The sequence below is a fragment of the Clostridium sp. AM34-9AC genome (assembly GCF_003480225.1).
Classification (GTDB): domain Bacteria; phylum Bacillota; class Clostridia; order Lachnospirales; family Lachnospiraceae; genus Acetatifactor; species Acetatifactor acetigignens.
Window position 1 is genome coordinate 1 of the sequence record NZ_QUIU01000019.1, and the last position, 16,959, is coordinate 16,959.

Here is a 16,959-nt window from a genome sequence, read left to right on the forward strand (position 1 = left end):
TCCACTCTATTTTTGCATGGCTCGTAGCTAGGCTAACTTTCCATTTACATTAATGGAACGTAAAGGAATCTCCATCTTCGATAATACAGATCATGGTCTTGCCGGTATTGAGGATGATCTCGTCCCCGTTGTCATCGTAATATCTGGTGGCACTGTAATCGGAAGTCTTCTCCCAATTCACATGTATTCCTCTGCCATTGGTGAAGAACCAGCCGTCCCGGGTGGTGTCATGACACTGAAAAGCCAGATACCCCTCGCCCAGTTCCTCGTGAAACGTATTCTGTACCAGAATATTTTTGAAAGTCAGCTGCTCTCCGGTGGCGGCATCTATATGAGGGCCGTCTGTGCTGCCGGACAGATGCTGGGAACGGTAATAGAGGCCGTCATCCTCGTTAAATTCAAAATAACACCTTGTCAGCGGATAACACCCGGACATATCGATATAGGTGGCATCCTTTGCTTTGGCACCATACTGCCCAAGGGTGTTCGGTTCCGCCTTGGTGGCAAACCGGAAGTGATTCTCATCGCTGAGTCCGCGGTATCCCAGGCTGTAGCCCTTTTTCTCGATCACCTTCTGCAGACCTTCACCGGAAGCATAAGCATTGTGAGGCTTGTTGCGGTCGGTAGTACGGAAAAAGGCAGCCTCATCACTCCCGGAGGTACCGTCCACATCCTGAGTATCCGGCTGCACCAGCAGCTCATTGATGAAAAACGGACCGCCGAAATGTACGATAAAAGCATCCCATTCGAATGCCCAGTAAGCATAATAATCACGAAGACTGCGTATATTGCCGATCTTGTCCAGATTCTGCCAGTCTTCGTAGATTGCCATCATCCGGGTCATACGGTTTTCAACATTCGCCTCATAAATAATAGAAGCATCGGACAGACTGTATTGTGGAATTGCAGAGGCCTCATTAGGAATCATTACGGCAATGGGGCGTGTGGCAGCCACATCGGCATCCACCCATTCGTTCGTAAGACGGCTGCGGACCATGCCCTCAGCGGGAGGAGTGGAATCATCCTCTACAACGATCGTTACGGGATCCGGAAGCTTTTCCCCGGAAGAAACTGTGGAGGAATCCGGGCTGTTATCCGGGAGGATCGGACGGACCGGGGAATCGGAGTTACCCGTCTGTCCACATCCGGTAAGCATCATGGAGACAGTCAGCAGAAGAGGTACCGCAGTCTGCAGAAACTGCCGTCGAAATTTATATTTACACATATAATCACACCTCGATTGGTTATCAGAGTAAGAAGCTGTAAATGACCACGCCGCATAAAATGCCTAACAGCGCACCCATCAACACCTGCAGGGGAGTATGTCCCACGAATTCCTTTAATTTATCATGGGCGGAAATCTCACTGCGGCCCATATCTTCGAAGACCTTCAGCATTTCGTTCAATACCTGTGCCTGAATACCGGTCTCTCTGCGTACTCCCATAGCATCATACATTACAATGATCGCCAGGATCAGGGAAATGGCAAATTCAAAGCTTCCCGCACCGTATTCGTAGCAGACCGCTGTTACCAGGGCACATACGGTAGCAGAGTGAGAACTGGGCATACCGCCGCTGCCGACCAGACGCTCCGCAACGAATTTCTTGGAGACGATCAAATGGATCAGCGTCTTCAGAACCTGTGCCACCAGCCAGCCGAAGGCTGCAGTCAGGAAAATGGTATTGCTGAAAAACTGTTCAAAAAAAGTCATAAATAACCTCGTTTCCTATATGCTGTAGTTTGCAGAACAGACATATATAAATCCAGTATAATCCAAAAAGCGGAAAAAGTACAGTGTTGACCTTGAAATGATGCATCGAAGGATAGTATAATATAGCTGTTACCTGTCGCACAGTGGCGCAGATAAGCCTGAAAAAGCGACAGGAAAACATAAGGAGATTACAAAATGAGCTTATTGAGCGTGATCGTTCCCTGCTATAATGAAGAAGAAAGCGTTGCCCTGTTTTATCAGGAATTGACGAAAAATGATCCTTTTTTCAAGGAAAAGGAAATAGAACTGGAGCTTCTCTATATTGATGACGGTTCCAAAGACGGCACTGTGAGAGAAGTGAAAAAGCTGATCGAACAGGATTCCCGTGTGCATATTGTCTCTTTCTCCAGAAATTTCGGAAAGGAAGCGGCGATGTTTGCCGGACTGGAAAAGTCGAAGGGCGATTACGTGGTTATGATGGATGTGGATCTGCAGGATCCGCCTTCCTTGCTGCCGGAGATGTTTGAATGGATCTGGCAGGGGTATGATTCTGTAGCGACCCGCCGCGTGACCCGCAAGGGCGAACCGCCGATCCGCAGCTTTTTTGCCAGAAGCTTTTATCGTCTGATGAAGAAGATATCCCAGACGGAAATAATGGACGGAGCGAGAGATTATCGCCTGATGACCAGACAGATGGTGGATGCCATCCTGTCCATGCGGGAATATAATCGTTTTACCAAAGGAATCTTCGGCTGGGTCGGCTTTAAGACCAAATGGCTGGAATATGAGAATGTAGAGCGCGCCAAGGGCGAGACCAAGTGGAATTTCTGGAAGCTCCTGGTATATTCCCTTGACGGTATCACCGCATTTTCCACGGCACCGCTTTTGATCGCTTCCTTTGTGGGCGTGCTGTTCTGCATCATTGCCTTTTTGATGATCATATTTATCATCGTGCGGAAGCTGATCTTCGGAGATCCGGTGTCCGGCTGGCCTTCTCTGGTGTGCATCATCCTGATGACCAGCGGCGTACAGTTTTTCTGCACGGGTATTCTGGGGCAGTATCTGGCAAAGGCATACATGGAAGTAAAACGCCGTCCGATTTACCTGGTAAAAGAGGAAATTTAAGAAAAACAGCATAAATATCCGTTTTTTATGTACGTAAAAATGTTACAAAATATGGGTAAAATGTAACATTTTTAGTTTCTTAACTATATTTTAACGGAAAAATGTCTTTTCAAATATCGACAGCTATGATATGATTTCTCTATCAGTCACTGCAGAGGAGCAATACTCGACAAGTAAAAAGGGGGACTTGTTTTGGATATTGTTGCAGTAAAAGATTCAGAGTTAGAGAGATATGTAACCAAAATCATGTTGGAGATAGGGGTGCCGGCGCATTTGAAGGGTTATCACTATTTGCGTGATGCAATCATTTTGTCAGGGAAAGACATGGAGGTAGTAAGCAGCGTTACCAAGCTGTTATATCCCACCATCGCGAAACATTTCAAGACCACAGATCAGAAAGTGGAACGTGCGATCAGGAACGCCATTGAAGTGTCCTGGTCCAGAGGAAATGTGGAGACATTCGAAAAGATTTTTGGCTATTCTGTAGCCTCCGGAAGGACAAGACCTACGAACAGCGAGTACATCGCACGTATCGCCGACAACATCCGGCTGGATTATAAGGCTATGTAACATATTGATTTTAATTGTTTGGAACAGGGAGAGTTTGTTAATTAAGCAGATGCAGTATTCTCCTCTGCAGACTGAGAAAGACTGCGTATCGGAATGGGAAGTTTCCGGTACGCGGTTTTTTGTTGCAGGGAAATGCTGTTATATTTGTCAAGTCCATATAAATATGGTAAGATGTACAAAAGCCCGTGTAAGAAAAAGGCGGGTATGGGAGATGAAATGACTTTTCGGACATCGGATATTTTGATCGGGGGGAGCCTGATCATTATCGGGCTGACAGAGATCGCCCATTTGGCAGGCTGCCTGTTAGGGTGGTCTTTTTTGACTGTAACGGATCTGCTGCTGGCAGAGGTGGGAATCGTTCTGCTGGCGGCGATATTATTGTCTGTAATATCCAGACAGACACGAAAACGGGCCACAGCCGGTAAAAATGATCCAGTTGCGGATCAAAACAGCGGGACAGATACGGCAAAGGAAAAATACACACAGATCCTCACGGGCGTCCTGGCATTTCTGATTCTGCTGCAGATTCTGCGGATTCTGACGGGGAACCGTATGTGGCTGACCGGAGATATGACGGTGGAGACCGTGAATACATTTCTCAGGGAAAATGCTGTTTATACCGTGAATCCTCTCACGGGGACGGCATATTCGATGGGGATGTCCTTACGGTTGAAAATATTGTGCCTGCCCACTCTGTACGGGGCCATCAGCCGTTTTACGGGTATGGCACCCGTAGACGTGGTGTATCGTCTGATCCCCTGCATTACGTTGCTGTTGTCTTATGTAGCTTACGGAAGCCTGGGGAAAGCACTTTTTCCGGAAAATTCTGTGAAAAGACGGACGTTTTTGCTGATCGTGGGAATACTGTTCAGTACAGGGGCCTATATGCCCGGAGTGGATGGTTTTGATGTGTTTTACGGAGGATTCCGCGGTGTGACGATCCGGGCGGCGGTGTTGCTTCCGTATCTGCTGTCCTGTCTGATGGACAGAAAATATACGGGCGTGATCCTTTGCATCCTGGCGGAGGCCTGCATAGTCTGGACCCTGTATGGCGCGGGAGTCTGCCTGCTTGTTACTGTGGCATGGCTGATACTTGGAGCGTTGGTTTCCCAGTTCCGGAAACGATGGGAAAAACGGGAAATGACTGATGCACATGGCAGGTCAGGAGAGGAGGCTACAGAATGATGACACTTCTGCAGTCCGCCCTGACAGGCTGGACCGACTATACACAACATGGAAAATTTGCGGCACTTTTGCTGCTGGCGATCCTGTATCTGGGATTTGTCCTCTATGGTTCCGGAAAGGAAGCCAATGCATCCGGGGCGGAAAAAGCACGGAAACGGCTGTATCTTTACGGAGCGCTGGCGACATTTGGCTGTATCTGTCCCGTAACGGCACTGATCCTGTTAAAATACCAGACCGCCTTTTACTCTTATGTATGGATCTGGGCGGCGGTACCCCAGACAGCATTGATCGCATGGGCAGCAACGGACTTTCTGTGTAACTTATTAAAAGAGAAAAGCCTGCGAAACGGGATGGCTGCGCTGATCCTGCTGGGCATCCTGTTCCTGGGTGGAAACCCGGTGTCGGAATGGACCGTGGCACAGACAACGCAGATACCGGCACTGACGGGAATGCCCGGACAGCAACAGGGAACTCCCGCCAGGGAAATTCTGGAGCAGCTTTCTGTATACAATGCGGAAAAAGGAAACTCACGGGAATACAGTCTGTGGGCGCCGAAGGAGGTCATAGAGGCTGCCAGAGCCTACAGCGCTGAGATCCACCCGGTATACGGCAGAAGCATCTGGGATGCATCGCTGGGCAGCTACTCCTATGATACCTATGAGACCTGGCAGGAAGATATGTATCTGTGGATGAGCCACCTGGAGACTACCGGGGAGACGGAATATCTGCGGACAGATGAAAATACCACGACAGAAGCCGGTGGCAGGAAAATAGATTTTGCTGCGTGCCTTGACAGCGCCGGGAAGGCCGGTATAGACTACATTTTATTGCCGGAGGACCTGTCGGAGGATGTACAGAAGGAATTGCAAGAGGCTGCGGACGGCAGACTGCGGTCCTTTGGCGGATATTTCCTGATCGTGATGTAAGTAGGCATCTTGCGGAAAGATAGGGAAAACTATAACGATTTGTAAGAATTAGGAACAGGAAAGCAAAATGGAACAGGAACTGATCAGTATTGTGGTGCCGGTGTACCGGGCAGAACGTTATATAGAAGAAACGATGGACTGCGTCCGGGCACAGACGTATCCACACTGGGAACTGCTGCTGGTGGAGGATTGCGGCTCGGACCGCAGCAGGGAGATCATAGAACAATATATTCAGAGAACCGGAGATACGAGAATCCGCATGCTGACTTACTCTACGAATCTGGGGGCGGCGAGAGCACGTAATCTGGGAGTCAACGAAGCAAAAGGCCGGTATCTGGCCTATCTGGATGCAGATGACCTGTGGACACCGGACAAGCTGGAAAAAGAGCTGGCTTTTCTGAAAGAGAAACAGGCAGCCTTTGTGTTTACCGGCTATGAATTCGCCGATGAGAATGGCAAGGGCACCGGAAAGATTGTCCGTGTGCCGGCCACGATTACTTATAAAGAAGCTTTGAAAAATACCACAATTTTTACCAGTACCGTGATGTTCGATATGGAACAGCTGTCGAAAGAACAACTGCAGATGCCCCAGATCAAGAGTGAGGACACTGCCCTGTGGTGGAGAATACTGCGGGAGGGTTATGTAGCTTGTGGTTTGGATCAAAATTTGGTAAAATATCGGAGAGCAGGGAAATCCCTGTCATCGAATAAGCTGGAAGCTTTGCGGAGGATCTGGAATCTGTACCGTAAGGCGGAAGGCATGTCAGTGCCGAACAGTGCCTGGCATTTCTGCTTCTGGGCGGTACGCGCCGTAAAACGCAGAGTATAGGAGGAGTTTGTTTTGAATACAAACGGTAATTATTATGAAAACCGACTGCGGAAAAGGGAATCCTTTAAGCGTCTGATCAATATAGGGTTGTCGATGATCTGTCTGTTGCTGGAGATCAGCCTGTTTGCCTACATGTGGCAGTTCCATTTCCAGTTCCAGCTGGTAGATCCCCTGCAGAAGATCTGGTATCGTGGCTTTCTGCTGGAAAACGGTATCTACAGTGCAATCCTGATATTTTTCTCCGTGACCTACGGCGGCATGCGTCTGGGATACATGAAAAACACGGAGATCATTTTCTCCCAGGTGTTTGCAACCCTGATGGCGGATGTACTGATCTATGCGGAGCTGTGTATGATGGCCCGCAGCATTTTCCCGGCGGACATGTTCCTGCTGATGGTATTTTTACAGATCATAGCGGTGATCATCTATGCCAATATTGCCAACAAGATCTATCGTACAGCATTCCCGCCCAGAGAGCTTCTGCTGATCCACGGTGATCGTCCCATCGAAGACATTGTCAACAAATTTGAAAGCCGTAAGGACAAATATAAGATCACAAAATGCGAGCACATCAAAAAGGGTACAACAGAGCTGTGTCGGGAGATTCTGGTTAATTATCAGAATGGTGAGATCAATGCGGTAGTGATCTGGGATATTAATGAAAAGGATCGCAATATTATCCTGAAATTCTGCTATTCCCATTCCATTCGTGTCTATGTCATGCCTAAAATATCAGATGTTATTTTAGTTGGCTCCGAGGAACTGCATGTATTTGACACTCCGATCCTGCTGACCAGAGAGTACTCCCTGAGCATGGAGCAGCGGTTCATCAAGCGATCTATCGATGTGATCTGTTCGTTGATCCTGTTGGTGGTGACTTCACCGCTGATGCTTCTGACAGCGCTTGCCATCAAGCTTTATGACGGCGGACCTGTATTGTACAAGCAGGTGCGCTGCACCACCGGACAGAGGGAATTCTATATTATGAAGTTCCGCAGTATGCGCACTGATGCCGAGAAGGACGGCGTGGCACGTCTGGCACAGAAAGGGGATAAGCGTATCACTCCCGTGGGTAAGGTGATCCGCAAATGCCGGCTGGATGAACTGCCCCAGCTGATCAATATTCTGCGGGGAGATATGTCTTTCATCGGCCCCAGACCGGAGCGCCCGGAGATTATTGCACAGTACATGGAAGTCATGCCGGAGTTCGCATTCCGTATGAAGGTGAAAGCGGGACTGGCCGGTTTCGCACAGGTATACGGAAAGTACAATACTTCTCCGTATGATAAATTAAAACTGGATTTAACATATATCGAGAATTATTCTGTGTGGCTGGATCTTAAATTGATGCTTCTGACACTGAAGGTATTGTTCTGGCCGGACAGTACCGAGGGTGTGGAGAGCGAACAGGTAACGGCTTTCAAGGCAACCTACGATGGTCGTGCCGAGAAGGATGACGACTGAGAAGGCAGGAGGTAGACGCATGGAAGTAAGCTACGGAAAAGAGCCCTTCGACCTGAGACTTATGTGTCTGCGGCTATGCCGCAATCTGTGGAAAATACTGGCTGTGACAGTAGTGGGAACATTACTGTTCGGTGGCGGTTATTATGTAAAAAATGTGGTGCTGCAGCCCGATCCAGGGTATGCGGCTTCTTCCACTTATAAGGTAGAATATAAAGAGAACCCCAATGCGGCGGGTGCGTACTACATTAACGAGGCTACATGGAACACCATGATCCATACGGGAGAATTCCTGGATGGTGTGGAGAAGCATCTGCAGGAGGCTGTGGAACGGGGAGACAATGGAGCTTCGGAAGCACTGTCTCTGGGCAGAGATCAGTGGATCGCAGACCTCTCGGCAACACTTCCCTCGGATTTCAGTGTTCCGGTGACACAGGCGGCAACTCAGGATCCGGAGATGAGTATTGCTCTGGCCCATGCAGTGGAGGATACCATGTGTGACGAATTTGCAGAGAGTATCGTGGAGATCGACCGGATCAAAGTGCTGGATCACGGAGATTTTGCAGAAGTCGTGGTACCGGATGTGCGCCCGGTGCGGGCAGTCATTCTGGCGGCGGTATTGTCTCTGTTTTTTGCAGTAGTGCTCTTTTTGCTGGTGGAGATCTCGCAGGACAGCATCTGGCTGCCGGCAACACTTCGCAGACGCTACGGACTGAACAGTCTGGGAACGGTGCGCAGTGTGGGATTTGCGGAAAATCTGATGTATACGCTGGAGAAAGTGTACGATAAAAAGCAGGCAAAGGAGTCCGAAAATGCGGAAATCTGCCGTGTGGCAGTATGTGTGGCACTGCCGGAAGCGGATCCGAAGGAAGTCGTGGAGAATTTGCAGAAGCTGGCTAAGACAGGTAAGATCCGGAAGGGAATACCGGTGGAATATGTAGCGGTTCCCAGTCCGTTGTTATGCCCGGAGAGTGGAGAGACACTTCGTAAGGCAGATGCCTTTCTGCTGGCGGTGCCGGCCGGAGAACGGGTGGGAAAGAGACTGGAAGCGGTATTAGAGTATCTGCATACCCAGGACTGCTCTGTGGACGGAGCCTTCCTGTGGAATGCGGATGAACAGCTGATCCGCAGCTATTATTTTCTGCCGGGAGCCATGCAGACACAGAATACAGAACACGGAGGAGAGCAGGCATGAAGGTAGAAGTTCTGGCATCGGTAATGAATGCTTCTCTTCCGGAGACCGTACAACATATGAACCTGCAATCGGATGCGGTGATCATCAATCAGTGCGACCGGCTGGGGCAGGAGGAAATGCAGATATCTCCGGGGAACGGAAGAATCCGTTTCTGCAGTTTTCCCGATCGTGGCATCGGCAGAAGCCGCAATGAGGCCATTCTTCGGGCGGAAGGGGACATCTGCCTTTTTTCGGATGCGGATATTGTGTATGAAGATGGTTATGAGGCGGCTGTTCTTGCGGAGTTTGAACGGAATCCCCGGGCCGATATGATCATTTTCAATATCGAGGTGGAGGAAGAACGCCGCACCTACCATATTACGGAACGGAAACCGGTACGTTGGTATAATTGCGGGCGGTATGGCGCAGTCAGTTTTGCTGTACGCAGAGAAAGCCTGCTGCAATCTGGTATTACGTTCTCCCTGCTGTTTGGCGGCGGTGCAAAATACAGCAATGGAGAAGACAGCCTGTTTTTGACAGAGTTTATAAAAAAAGGATACCGGGTATATACCGCACCGGTGACCATCGGCAGAGAGGAAGCCGGGGAATCCACCTGGTTTCATGGCTATAATGAAAAATTTTTCCATGACAGAGGAGTACTGTATCATTATCTGTATGGATGGCTGGAATGGCCGCTGGCACTGCGGTTTTTGTATGCTCATAAGGGTACGCTGTGCACAGAGGTAAGCCTGCAGCAGGCAAAACAGTGGATGCGGGAAGGCATCCGGGAGGCAGGAAGACGATAGCTTGCTTTTTGGAAAAAAGGCCATAAAGAAAGGAGGTTCCACATGGAGAAGAGCGCACTGGTGTATATCATATTGACAGTTGTTACCGTAGCATTCGGTTTTCTGGTAAAAAATCGTGACTATACGACAGAATATCTGTCCGGCAGACGCTCCTTTCGTGGAAATACCTCCGGGGATCTGATGGCGGCCGGGCCGGACAGACAGCAGGCGTGCAATGCTGTGGCGGAATTCGCCATCTTCTGTCTCCTGGCCGGGGTTTCTGCCTGCCGCATTGCTGTGGGCGGTGATTACTGGGTCTACTGGCTGAAATTTCAGCTGATCGATCAAGGAAGGCATGTCTCCTACGAAACCGGTTTTGTGTATCTGGTGAAATTTTTCCATCTGATTTTCGGAGAGGGATCTTATCTTCCGATCTTTGGCTTCTTTTCCCTGATTACGGTCTTCTTTTTCCTGAAGGCACTGCATGATCAGGCGGACTGGTATGTATTTTCCCTGTTCCTGTTATTGACACAGGGATTTTACTTTAATAGTATGAATTCGGTACGTTACTATTTCGCACTGGCACTGGTCATGTATGCGCAGAAATATGTGCTGCGGGGAGAATATGGGAAGTTTCTTCTCTGGGTGCTGCTGGGCTGTACGATCCACAAATCGGTACTGCTGGTCATCCCGGCATATATTGTGATAGATCTCTTGTCCCGGATCCAGCTGAAAAAGTGGCACTATGCGGTTGGCGTATTACTGATCTTATCTCTGATCTTCGGACAGGATGTGTACCGGAATATTATCTTCCGGTTCTATCCCTATTACAAGGATTCCATGTTCGACAACGGACAGTTATCCTATGTCAACATCGCCAAATGCCTGGCAGTGCTGATACTGTGCCTGATCTATTGGAAGGACAGCGTTCAGGAAAATCGCAGAAACCGTTATTACTTCTACCTGAATCTGGCGGGACTGGTGCTCTATTCCTGCGGCTCCTTTATCCCGGAAGTATCCCGAGTAGCATATTACCTGATCCAAAGCCAGATTTTCCTGATTCCGGGTGTGCTGAAGGATGCCAAAAAGGGATGGTTCCGAACCCTGTGTATTATTGGCGTTGTTGCAGCATATCTATTGTATTTCGTAATGCTGTTGCGGGGAATGTATGATGTGGAGATACGGCTGCTTCCGTATCTAAACTGGATCTTTAATTAAAAGAGGATTTAATTTATGAAAGTGCTGTGGGTCTGCAATATCATGCTTCCGGTCATAGCCGAAGCATTGCATAAAGAAGCTTCGAATAAAGAGGGCTGGCTGTCCGGTCTGTTGGAGCAGGTAGCCGCGGAGAATTCCAGTGACCTGGAGCTGGCTGTGGCATTCCCGGTGCCGGCAGATACGGAGGTGCCCTGGAGACTGCAGATAGCAATGCCACGGGAAAAAGAAGACCGGGAGCATTTACAGACAAGTGCAGATGCTGAAACATATAATATCACATGTTATGGATTCCACGAAGACACCGTACACCCCGACAGATATCAGCCGTTACTGGAAGAAGAACTGCATCGGATCACGGAAGACTTTTCACCGGATGTGATCCACTGTTTCGGCACGGAATATCCACACACACTGGCAGTATGCCGGGTGTTTCCCCACAAGGAGAAGATACTGGTGGGAATTCAGGGAATCTGTACGTTGTGTGCGGAGGCATATTTTGCCGATATGCCGGAATCGGAGATCCACAAGACCACTTTCCGGGATCTGGTGAAGAAGGATACCCTGCGCAGCCAGCAGGAAAAATTTGCCCGCAGAGGTGTAATGGAGAGGGAAGCAATAGGACTTGCCGGCAATATCACCGGAAGAACCGCCTGGGACAGGGCAGTGACTACCGCGTGGAATCCCAAGGCACATTATTATACGATGAATGAGACCCTGCGGGCTTCCTTTTATGAAGGACAATGGCAGCCGGAGCACTGTGAACCCTATTCCATTTTCGTCAGTCAGGCGGATTATCCTCTGAAAGGACTGCACTATCTGCTGCAGGCCTTGCCACAGATCCGGGAGAAATATCCCCGGGTACAGGTGTATGTGGCAGGAAATGATCTGACGGCATACCGGACGCCGAAGGAAAAGCTGAAAATATCGGCATATGGCCGTTACCTGCGCAGACTGATCCGGGAAGGACAGCTGGAGGACAGGGTACACTTCCTCGGAAAACTGACCGGAGAAGAAATGAAGGAAAGATTTCTGAAAAGTCATCTGTTCCTGTGCTGTTCCTCTCTGGAAAATTCACCGAATTCCCTGGGAGAGGCCATGCTTCTGGGAGTTCCCTGCATCAGCACGGAGGTAGGGGGAATCCCCAGCCTGTTTGATGGCGGAAGGGACGGCCTGTGGTGCCGGGGACATCAGCTGTCGGAAGTGGCTGAAAATGACAAATATGCGTCAGATGCTTCTGAAAGTAAAAATAACATGCGAAATTATAAAACGACAAAAACAGAAGAATTGGAAAATATTGTAAATTCCATGGCAAATTCTATTATCGAAATGTGGAGTTCTCCGGAGAAAATGTTGGAATACTCAAAAAATGCAAGAGAACATGCAAGAAAAACCCATGATAAAGAGCAGAATTTCGCAAAATTGCAGGAAATCTATGCAAACATAGCAGGGAGGAAGGAATGAAGCTGATATTTGTCTCAAACTATTTTAATCATCATCAGCTGCCCTTCTGTGATGCTCTGTATGAATTGCTGGAGGGAGATTTCTGTTTCCTGCAGACACAGCCCATGGAAGAAGAGCGGATGAAGATGGGCTGGCAGGCCGAGGAACGTCCCTACGTGCGCTACGCTGCGAAGAATTCGTGTGCACATAAGTCTGGGGTGGAGAAAACGCCCGGCTCTGAGTCGAACAGCAACGCCGTCACAAATGCGGAAGATTTTGAGAAACTATTGCTTACCGCGGATGTGGTGATCTTCGGCGGATGCGATGACGAAAGCTATATTCAGGAGAGACTGACTGCCGGAAAACCGATCTTCCGTTATAATGAACGCTTATATAAGGAAGGGCAATGGAAGGCTGTTTCTCCGAGAGGCCTGTTGCAAAAATACAAGGATCACACCAGATACCGTAAGGCACCGGTGTATTTCCTGTGCGCAGGAGCCTATGTGCCTTGCGATTATCACCTGATCCATGCCTACCCCGGCAAAATGCTGCGCTTCGGCTATTTCCCGGAGACCAGGCATTACGAGGCAGGGCAGCCCTTCAATCACAAAGAACCGGGCAGTATTCTGTGGGCGGCCCGGATGATCGACTGGAAGCATCCAGAGCTGGTGGTGAAAACAGCATCTTATTTAAAAGAACATCTGGAAGAAAATACGTTTCATATTACCATGATCGGCGGAGGGGAACTGGAGGAAGAGACGCATCGCCTGGCAGAGGAACTCGGAGTGACCGACGTGATCACCTTTCCCGGTTTTCAAGGCCCGGAAGAAGTCCGGGCGGCCATGGAAAAGTCAGAAATCTATCTGGTCACCAGTGACCGCAAAGAAGGCTGGGGGGCAGTGGTGAATGAAGCCATGAACAGCGGCTGTGCTGTGGTGGCAGATCATATGATCGGAGCGGCTCCCTGGCTGATCCGTCAGGGAGAAAACGGCAGTATGTACCGGGACGGTGAGGAACAGGAATTATTTCGGACCGTGGAACGGCTTCTCAGGGATCCCGGAGAGTGCCGCAGACTGGGAGAAAACGCACAGCAGACCATTGTCGGGGAATGGAATGCCCGGACGGCTGCGGAAAGATTGATCGAACTGTGCCGGAAAATGAAGTTCTTGCCAGAAATGTCAGAAGAACAGGAAATGCCGGATGCCGGCCAGGATGTGATGCAGGACATCACAACACCTGCCCCGGTGATTCCACAATTATGGAATGACGGCCCCTGCTCTCCGGCCCCTGTGATCCCGGAGCGGTCTATGTATAGGAGAATAAACAGTGAACAGTAGTGTAACCAAGCAACCGCTGATCAGCGTGATCGTGCCGGTGTACAATATCATACCGTATCTGCCCCGCTGCGTGGAAAGCCTGCGGACACAGACTTACGAAAATCTGGAGATCCTGCTGATCGATGACGGTTCCACGGATGAGACACCGGCATTATGTGACCGGCTGGCAACGGAGGATGAGAGAATCCGCGTCTTCCATAAAAAGAACGGCGGGCCTTCTTCCGCCCGGAATTTCGGATTACAGCAGGCCGGGGGAGAATATGTGGGCTTTGTGGACAGCGATGACTACGTGGATGCGGATATGTATGAGCGGCTGTACGGGGCAATCGAAAAGACCGGAATGCCCGTAGCGCAGGTCGGCAGAGATGAAATCGACAAAGACGGCAATATTTTACCGAATATCTGCGAGCCGGTGGCAACGGAACAGGTGATCCCGGCAGAAGGTTTTCTGAAGGAACTTCTGATGCACCGCGGAGACTGCTCCTTCTGTACCAAGCTTTTGCGGAAGGACCTGTTTACCATAGAACAATTTCCGGTGGGGGCACTGAATGAAGATTTTCATTTATTAGTAAAAATGCTGACCCGGGAGGAAAGTGCAGTTCCGGGGATTGCATGCATTCCAGGACAGGCGTATCATGTATTTTATCGTCCGGACAGCAATACCAGAGACAAGAACCGGTTCTCCAGAGTATTCGCCGACAATATCGACAATGCGGACATGGTGCTTGCGCTGGTGGATAGAAAATATCCGGAGCTGTCGGAAATCGCATTCCGGTTCGGTATTTTCCAGCGGCTGGATTATCTGCTGCACATCCCTATTGCACAGATGACCGGGGACAACGCATTTTACCGCAGGGTGGTACGCGATTTGCGCCACGGCTGGTGGAGAGCCATGAAAATTCCCTGGCTTACCAAAAAGAACAAGTGTTATCATACACTGTTTGCCATTGCACCGAAGGGAATCCGGGTACTGCATAAGAAACTGAAGCACATAGAGTGATGCCCGATGTAGAGGCAGGATAGAACGGGCAACACAGCAACCATAGAATAAGGAATGAGTCACGTTACATGAAGAGAAAATTGGCATTTCTGGGAGCAATTCTCCTGGCGGCATTTATATTCACCTACGAGGGAAATACCTATCAGACGCATGCATTGGATGAAGAAGATCAGGCATGGATCGAAGAAGCACGAGGGGCTTTGCAGAATATAGTAGAAGACCGGGAAGTCATGGCACTGGTCTATCTGTGCGATGATCTGACGATCCGTGCGGAAGCGTCGGAAGACAGCACAAAAGTGGTCACCGTGCCCAGTGGACAGATGGTGGAGATCCGGGATGTGACGGTGGATGAAGATTATCAGGTCTGGGAAAAAGTATCCGCCGAGGTAAAGGGCAAGGTCTACGAGGGATATATCCCCCGGGATTATCTGGCATGCTCGGATGAACGTTTTCTGGAATGGGAAGAACTGTACGGCATGAATCCCGGAGCGGCGGTTATGCTGGCAGAGGAAAATGCCACCGGTGTCTATGCGGACATCGAGCAGTTTCCGGAGAGCTACCGGCAGGCATTGCAGGCTTTGAAACAGAAACAACCCAACTGGACTTTTGTACGACAGAATACCGGACTGGATTTCCAGACCGCAGTCAACAACGAACTGCAGGGCGGAAAAAGTCTGGTCTATAAGAGTTACGGGGATTATTGCAAGGAAGGACAGCACAGCCCCAACTGGTATTTCGCTTCGGAAGATGTACTGAAATTATACATGGATCCGAGAAATTCATTACATGAGAATGCCATTTTTCAATTTGAACAGCTGACATATAACGAGAGTTACCACACGGAGGCAGCAGTAGAGACCTTCCTGAAGAATACTTTTATGAACAGCAACAGCCCGGCGCCTAAGACGGATATGACGTTTTCCCATATCTTCTGGGCAATCGGCGCGGAGCAGCAGGTCAGCCCGTTCCACCTGGCGGCAAGAGTCTACCAGGAGCAGGGACAGGGTACCTCACCGCTGATCTCCGGAAACTATCCTGGCTATGAAGGATATTATAACTATTTTAATATCTCAGCCAGCGGCAGCACCAACGAGCAGGTGATCACCAATGGACTGAACTACGCCCGGAACAATGGCTGGGACAATGCCTATGCATCTATCCTGGGCGGTGCCAATGTCATCTCTGCGAATTACATAAAAAAAGGACAGGATACCCTGTACCTGCAGAAATTCAATGTGTCTACTACGGCCAGCAACCCGGTATATACCCATCAGTATATGCAGAATATCGCAGCCCCTACCAGTGAAGCACTGAGCATGAAAAAGCTGTACGAAAGCGCGGGAGCATTGGAGAACACCTTTGTTTTCAAAATCCCGGTCTATGAAAATATGCCGGCCAGCCCCTGCCCGATGCCGACTTCCTCTACCAATGTGGTATTGCAGGTACCGTCGGGTTACGATGCTTCCACGATCTACGTGGACGGCATTGCCTATACACCACAGGTGCGGAATAACCGCCGTATCGTCAAACTGCCGAACGGAAATGCCCAGTCGGCGGTTGTGTACCGGTATAATGAGAACGGAGCGCCCATCGGCATGTATGTCTGGACCCTGGAATATCGTAACAATGCCTATGTGGCCACAGAACAGCCGGGACTTACGGATCTGCTGACCTATCACGGATTTTCCATCCGGATTACCGGAAAAGCGGGAATCCGCTTTAAGACAGGTATCAGTGCGGATCTACGGAACACCCTGTTAACCGGCGGTGTCAATGGCTATTACCTGAAAGAATACGGAACCCTGGTCATGAACAATGCCAACCGGAATACATATCCCATGATCAAAGGTGGCGAAAAAGTCATCAGCGGACTTGCTTACGGTACGAATGCCAACGGCACCCATCAGGATAGTATTTATGAGACCGTGAGTGGCAGATACCGGTTCACTTCCGTACTGGTCGGCCTTCCGGCAAACCAGTATAAGGTGGAATATGCATTCCGCGGATACATCATCCTGAACAAGGATGGCAAGGACATTACCATTTACGGTCCGGTGCAGGCCCGCAGCATCTATGCTCTGGCACAACAGGTACTGAATATGGGAACCTATGCACAGGGATCGGAGGCGGATACTTTCCTGCGAAAACTGATCAGTGATGCACAATAGTTAAGAATGAAAAACAGATAGGACAAAAA

14 protein-coding genes and 1 pseudogene are annotated in these 16,959 nt (G+C 49.6%); 13 read left to right on the forward strand and 2 right to left on the reverse strand.

The genetic code is table 11. The features are described 5' to 3' along the window. Positions 1-49: 49 nt before the first annotated feature. A complete protein-coding gene (locus DW835_RS11665; protein ID WP_118731167.1) occupies positions 50-1,225 on the reverse strand; it encodes a DUF3048 domain-containing protein in 1,176 nt (391 codons plus the stop codon). 22 nt (positions 1,226-1,247) lie between these two features. Next, positions 1,248-1,712, reverse strand: a complete 465-nt coding sequence (locus DW835_RS11670; protein WP_118502472.1) for a divergent PAP2 family protein — start codon at positions 1,710-1,712, stop codon at positions 1,248-1,250. A 195-nt stretch (positions 1,713-1,907) separates the two neighbouring features. On the opposite strand from DW835_RS11670, the gene DW835_RS11675 reads away from it, so the two are divergent. The 13 genes and pseudogenes from DW835_RS11675 to DW835_RS11735 all read left to right on the forward strand — a co-directional run bounded on the left by DW835_RS11675 (position 1,908) and on the right by DW835_RS11735 (position 16,930). Beyond that, positions 1,908-2,837, forward strand: a complete 930-nt coding sequence (locus DW835_RS11675; protein ID WP_118731168.1) for a glycosyltransferase family 2 protein — start codon at positions 1,908-1,910, stop codon at positions 2,835-2,837. Positions 2,838-3,059: 222 nt separating this feature from the next. Next, positions 3,060-3,407 (forward strand): annotated as a pseudogene (locus tag DW835_RS11680) (sporulation initiation factor Spo0A C-terminal domain-containing protein); the annotation flags it as partial. A gap of 132 nt (positions 3,408-3,539) precedes the next feature. Further along, positions 3,540-4,592 carry a DUF6077 domain-containing protein gene (locus DW835_RS11685; protein WP_118731169.1) on the forward strand — a complete coding sequence of 351 codons (1,053 nt, stop codon included), beginning with the start codon at positions 3,540-3,542 and terminating at the stop codon, positions 4,590-4,592. Beyond that, positions 4,589-5,518: a hypothetical protein gene (locus DW835_RS11690; RefSeq protein ID WP_117467225.1), complete on the forward strand. Its 930-nt coding sequence runs from the start codon at positions 4,589-4,591 to the stop codon at positions 5,516-5,518. Before DW835_RS11685 ends, DW835_RS11690 begins: the two co-directional genes overlap by 4 nt. Before the next feature lie 67 nt (positions 5,519-5,585). After that, a complete protein-coding gene (locus tag DW835_RS11695; protein WP_118731170.1) occupies positions 5,586-6,347 on the forward strand; it encodes a glycosyltransferase family 2 protein in 762 nt (253 codons plus the stop codon). 12 nt (positions 6,348-6,359) lie between these two features. Beyond that, on the forward strand, positions 6,360-7,811 hold the full coding sequence (locus DW835_RS11700; RefSeq protein ID WP_243037156.1) for an exopolysaccharide biosynthesis polyprenyl glycosylphosphotransferase: 1,452 nt from the start codon (positions 6,360-6,362) through the stop codon (positions 7,809-7,811). A 19-nt stretch (positions 7,812-7,830) separates the two neighbouring features. Then, the gene (locus tag DW835_RS11705; protein ID WP_117467221.1) at positions 7,831-9,003 is read left to right on the forward strand and encodes a hypothetical protein; all 1,173 of its coding nucleotides are present in this window, start codon (positions 7,831-7,833) and stop codon (positions 9,001-9,003) included. Further along, positions 9,000-9,788, forward strand: coding sequence for a glycosyltransferase family A protein (locus tag DW835_RS11710; protein WP_118669690.1), 789 nt, complete (start codon positions 9,000-9,002; stop codon positions 9,786-9,788). Before DW835_RS11705 ends, DW835_RS11710 begins: the two co-directional genes overlap by 4 nt. A 42-nt stretch (positions 9,789-9,830) precedes the next feature. Continuing rightward, positions 9,831-10,985, forward strand: a complete 1,155-nt coding sequence (locus DW835_RS11715; protein WP_118731171.1) for an EpsG family protein — start codon at positions 9,831-9,833, stop codon at positions 10,983-10,985. 15 nt (positions 10,986-11,000) lie between these two features. Next, positions 11,001-12,446, forward strand: coding sequence for a glycosyltransferase family 4 protein (locus DW835_RS11720; protein WP_118731172.1), 1,446 nt, complete (start codon positions 11,001-11,003; stop codon positions 12,444-12,446). Next, positions 12,443-13,762 carry a glycosyltransferase gene (locus DW835_RS11725; RefSeq protein ID WP_118731173.1) on the forward strand — a complete coding sequence of 440 codons (1,320 nt, stop codon included), beginning with the start codon at positions 12,443-12,445 and terminating at the stop codon, positions 13,760-13,762. Before DW835_RS11720 ends, DW835_RS11725 begins: the two co-directional genes overlap by 4 nt. Then, a complete protein-coding gene (locus tag DW835_RS11730) occupies positions 13,752-14,762 on the forward strand; it encodes a glycosyltransferase family 2 protein (RefSeq protein ID WP_118731174.1) in 1,011 nt (336 codons plus the stop codon). The genes DW835_RS11725 and DW835_RS11730 overlap by 11 nt, the downstream gene beginning before the upstream one ends. A gap of 68 nt (positions 14,763-14,830) precedes the next feature. Continuing rightward, positions 14,831-16,930, forward strand: coding sequence for a hypothetical protein (locus DW835_RS11735; protein ID WP_118731175.1), 2,100 nt, complete (start codon positions 14,831-14,833; stop codon positions 16,928-16,930). The last annotated feature ends 29 nt before the right edge of the window (positions 16,931-16,959 follow it).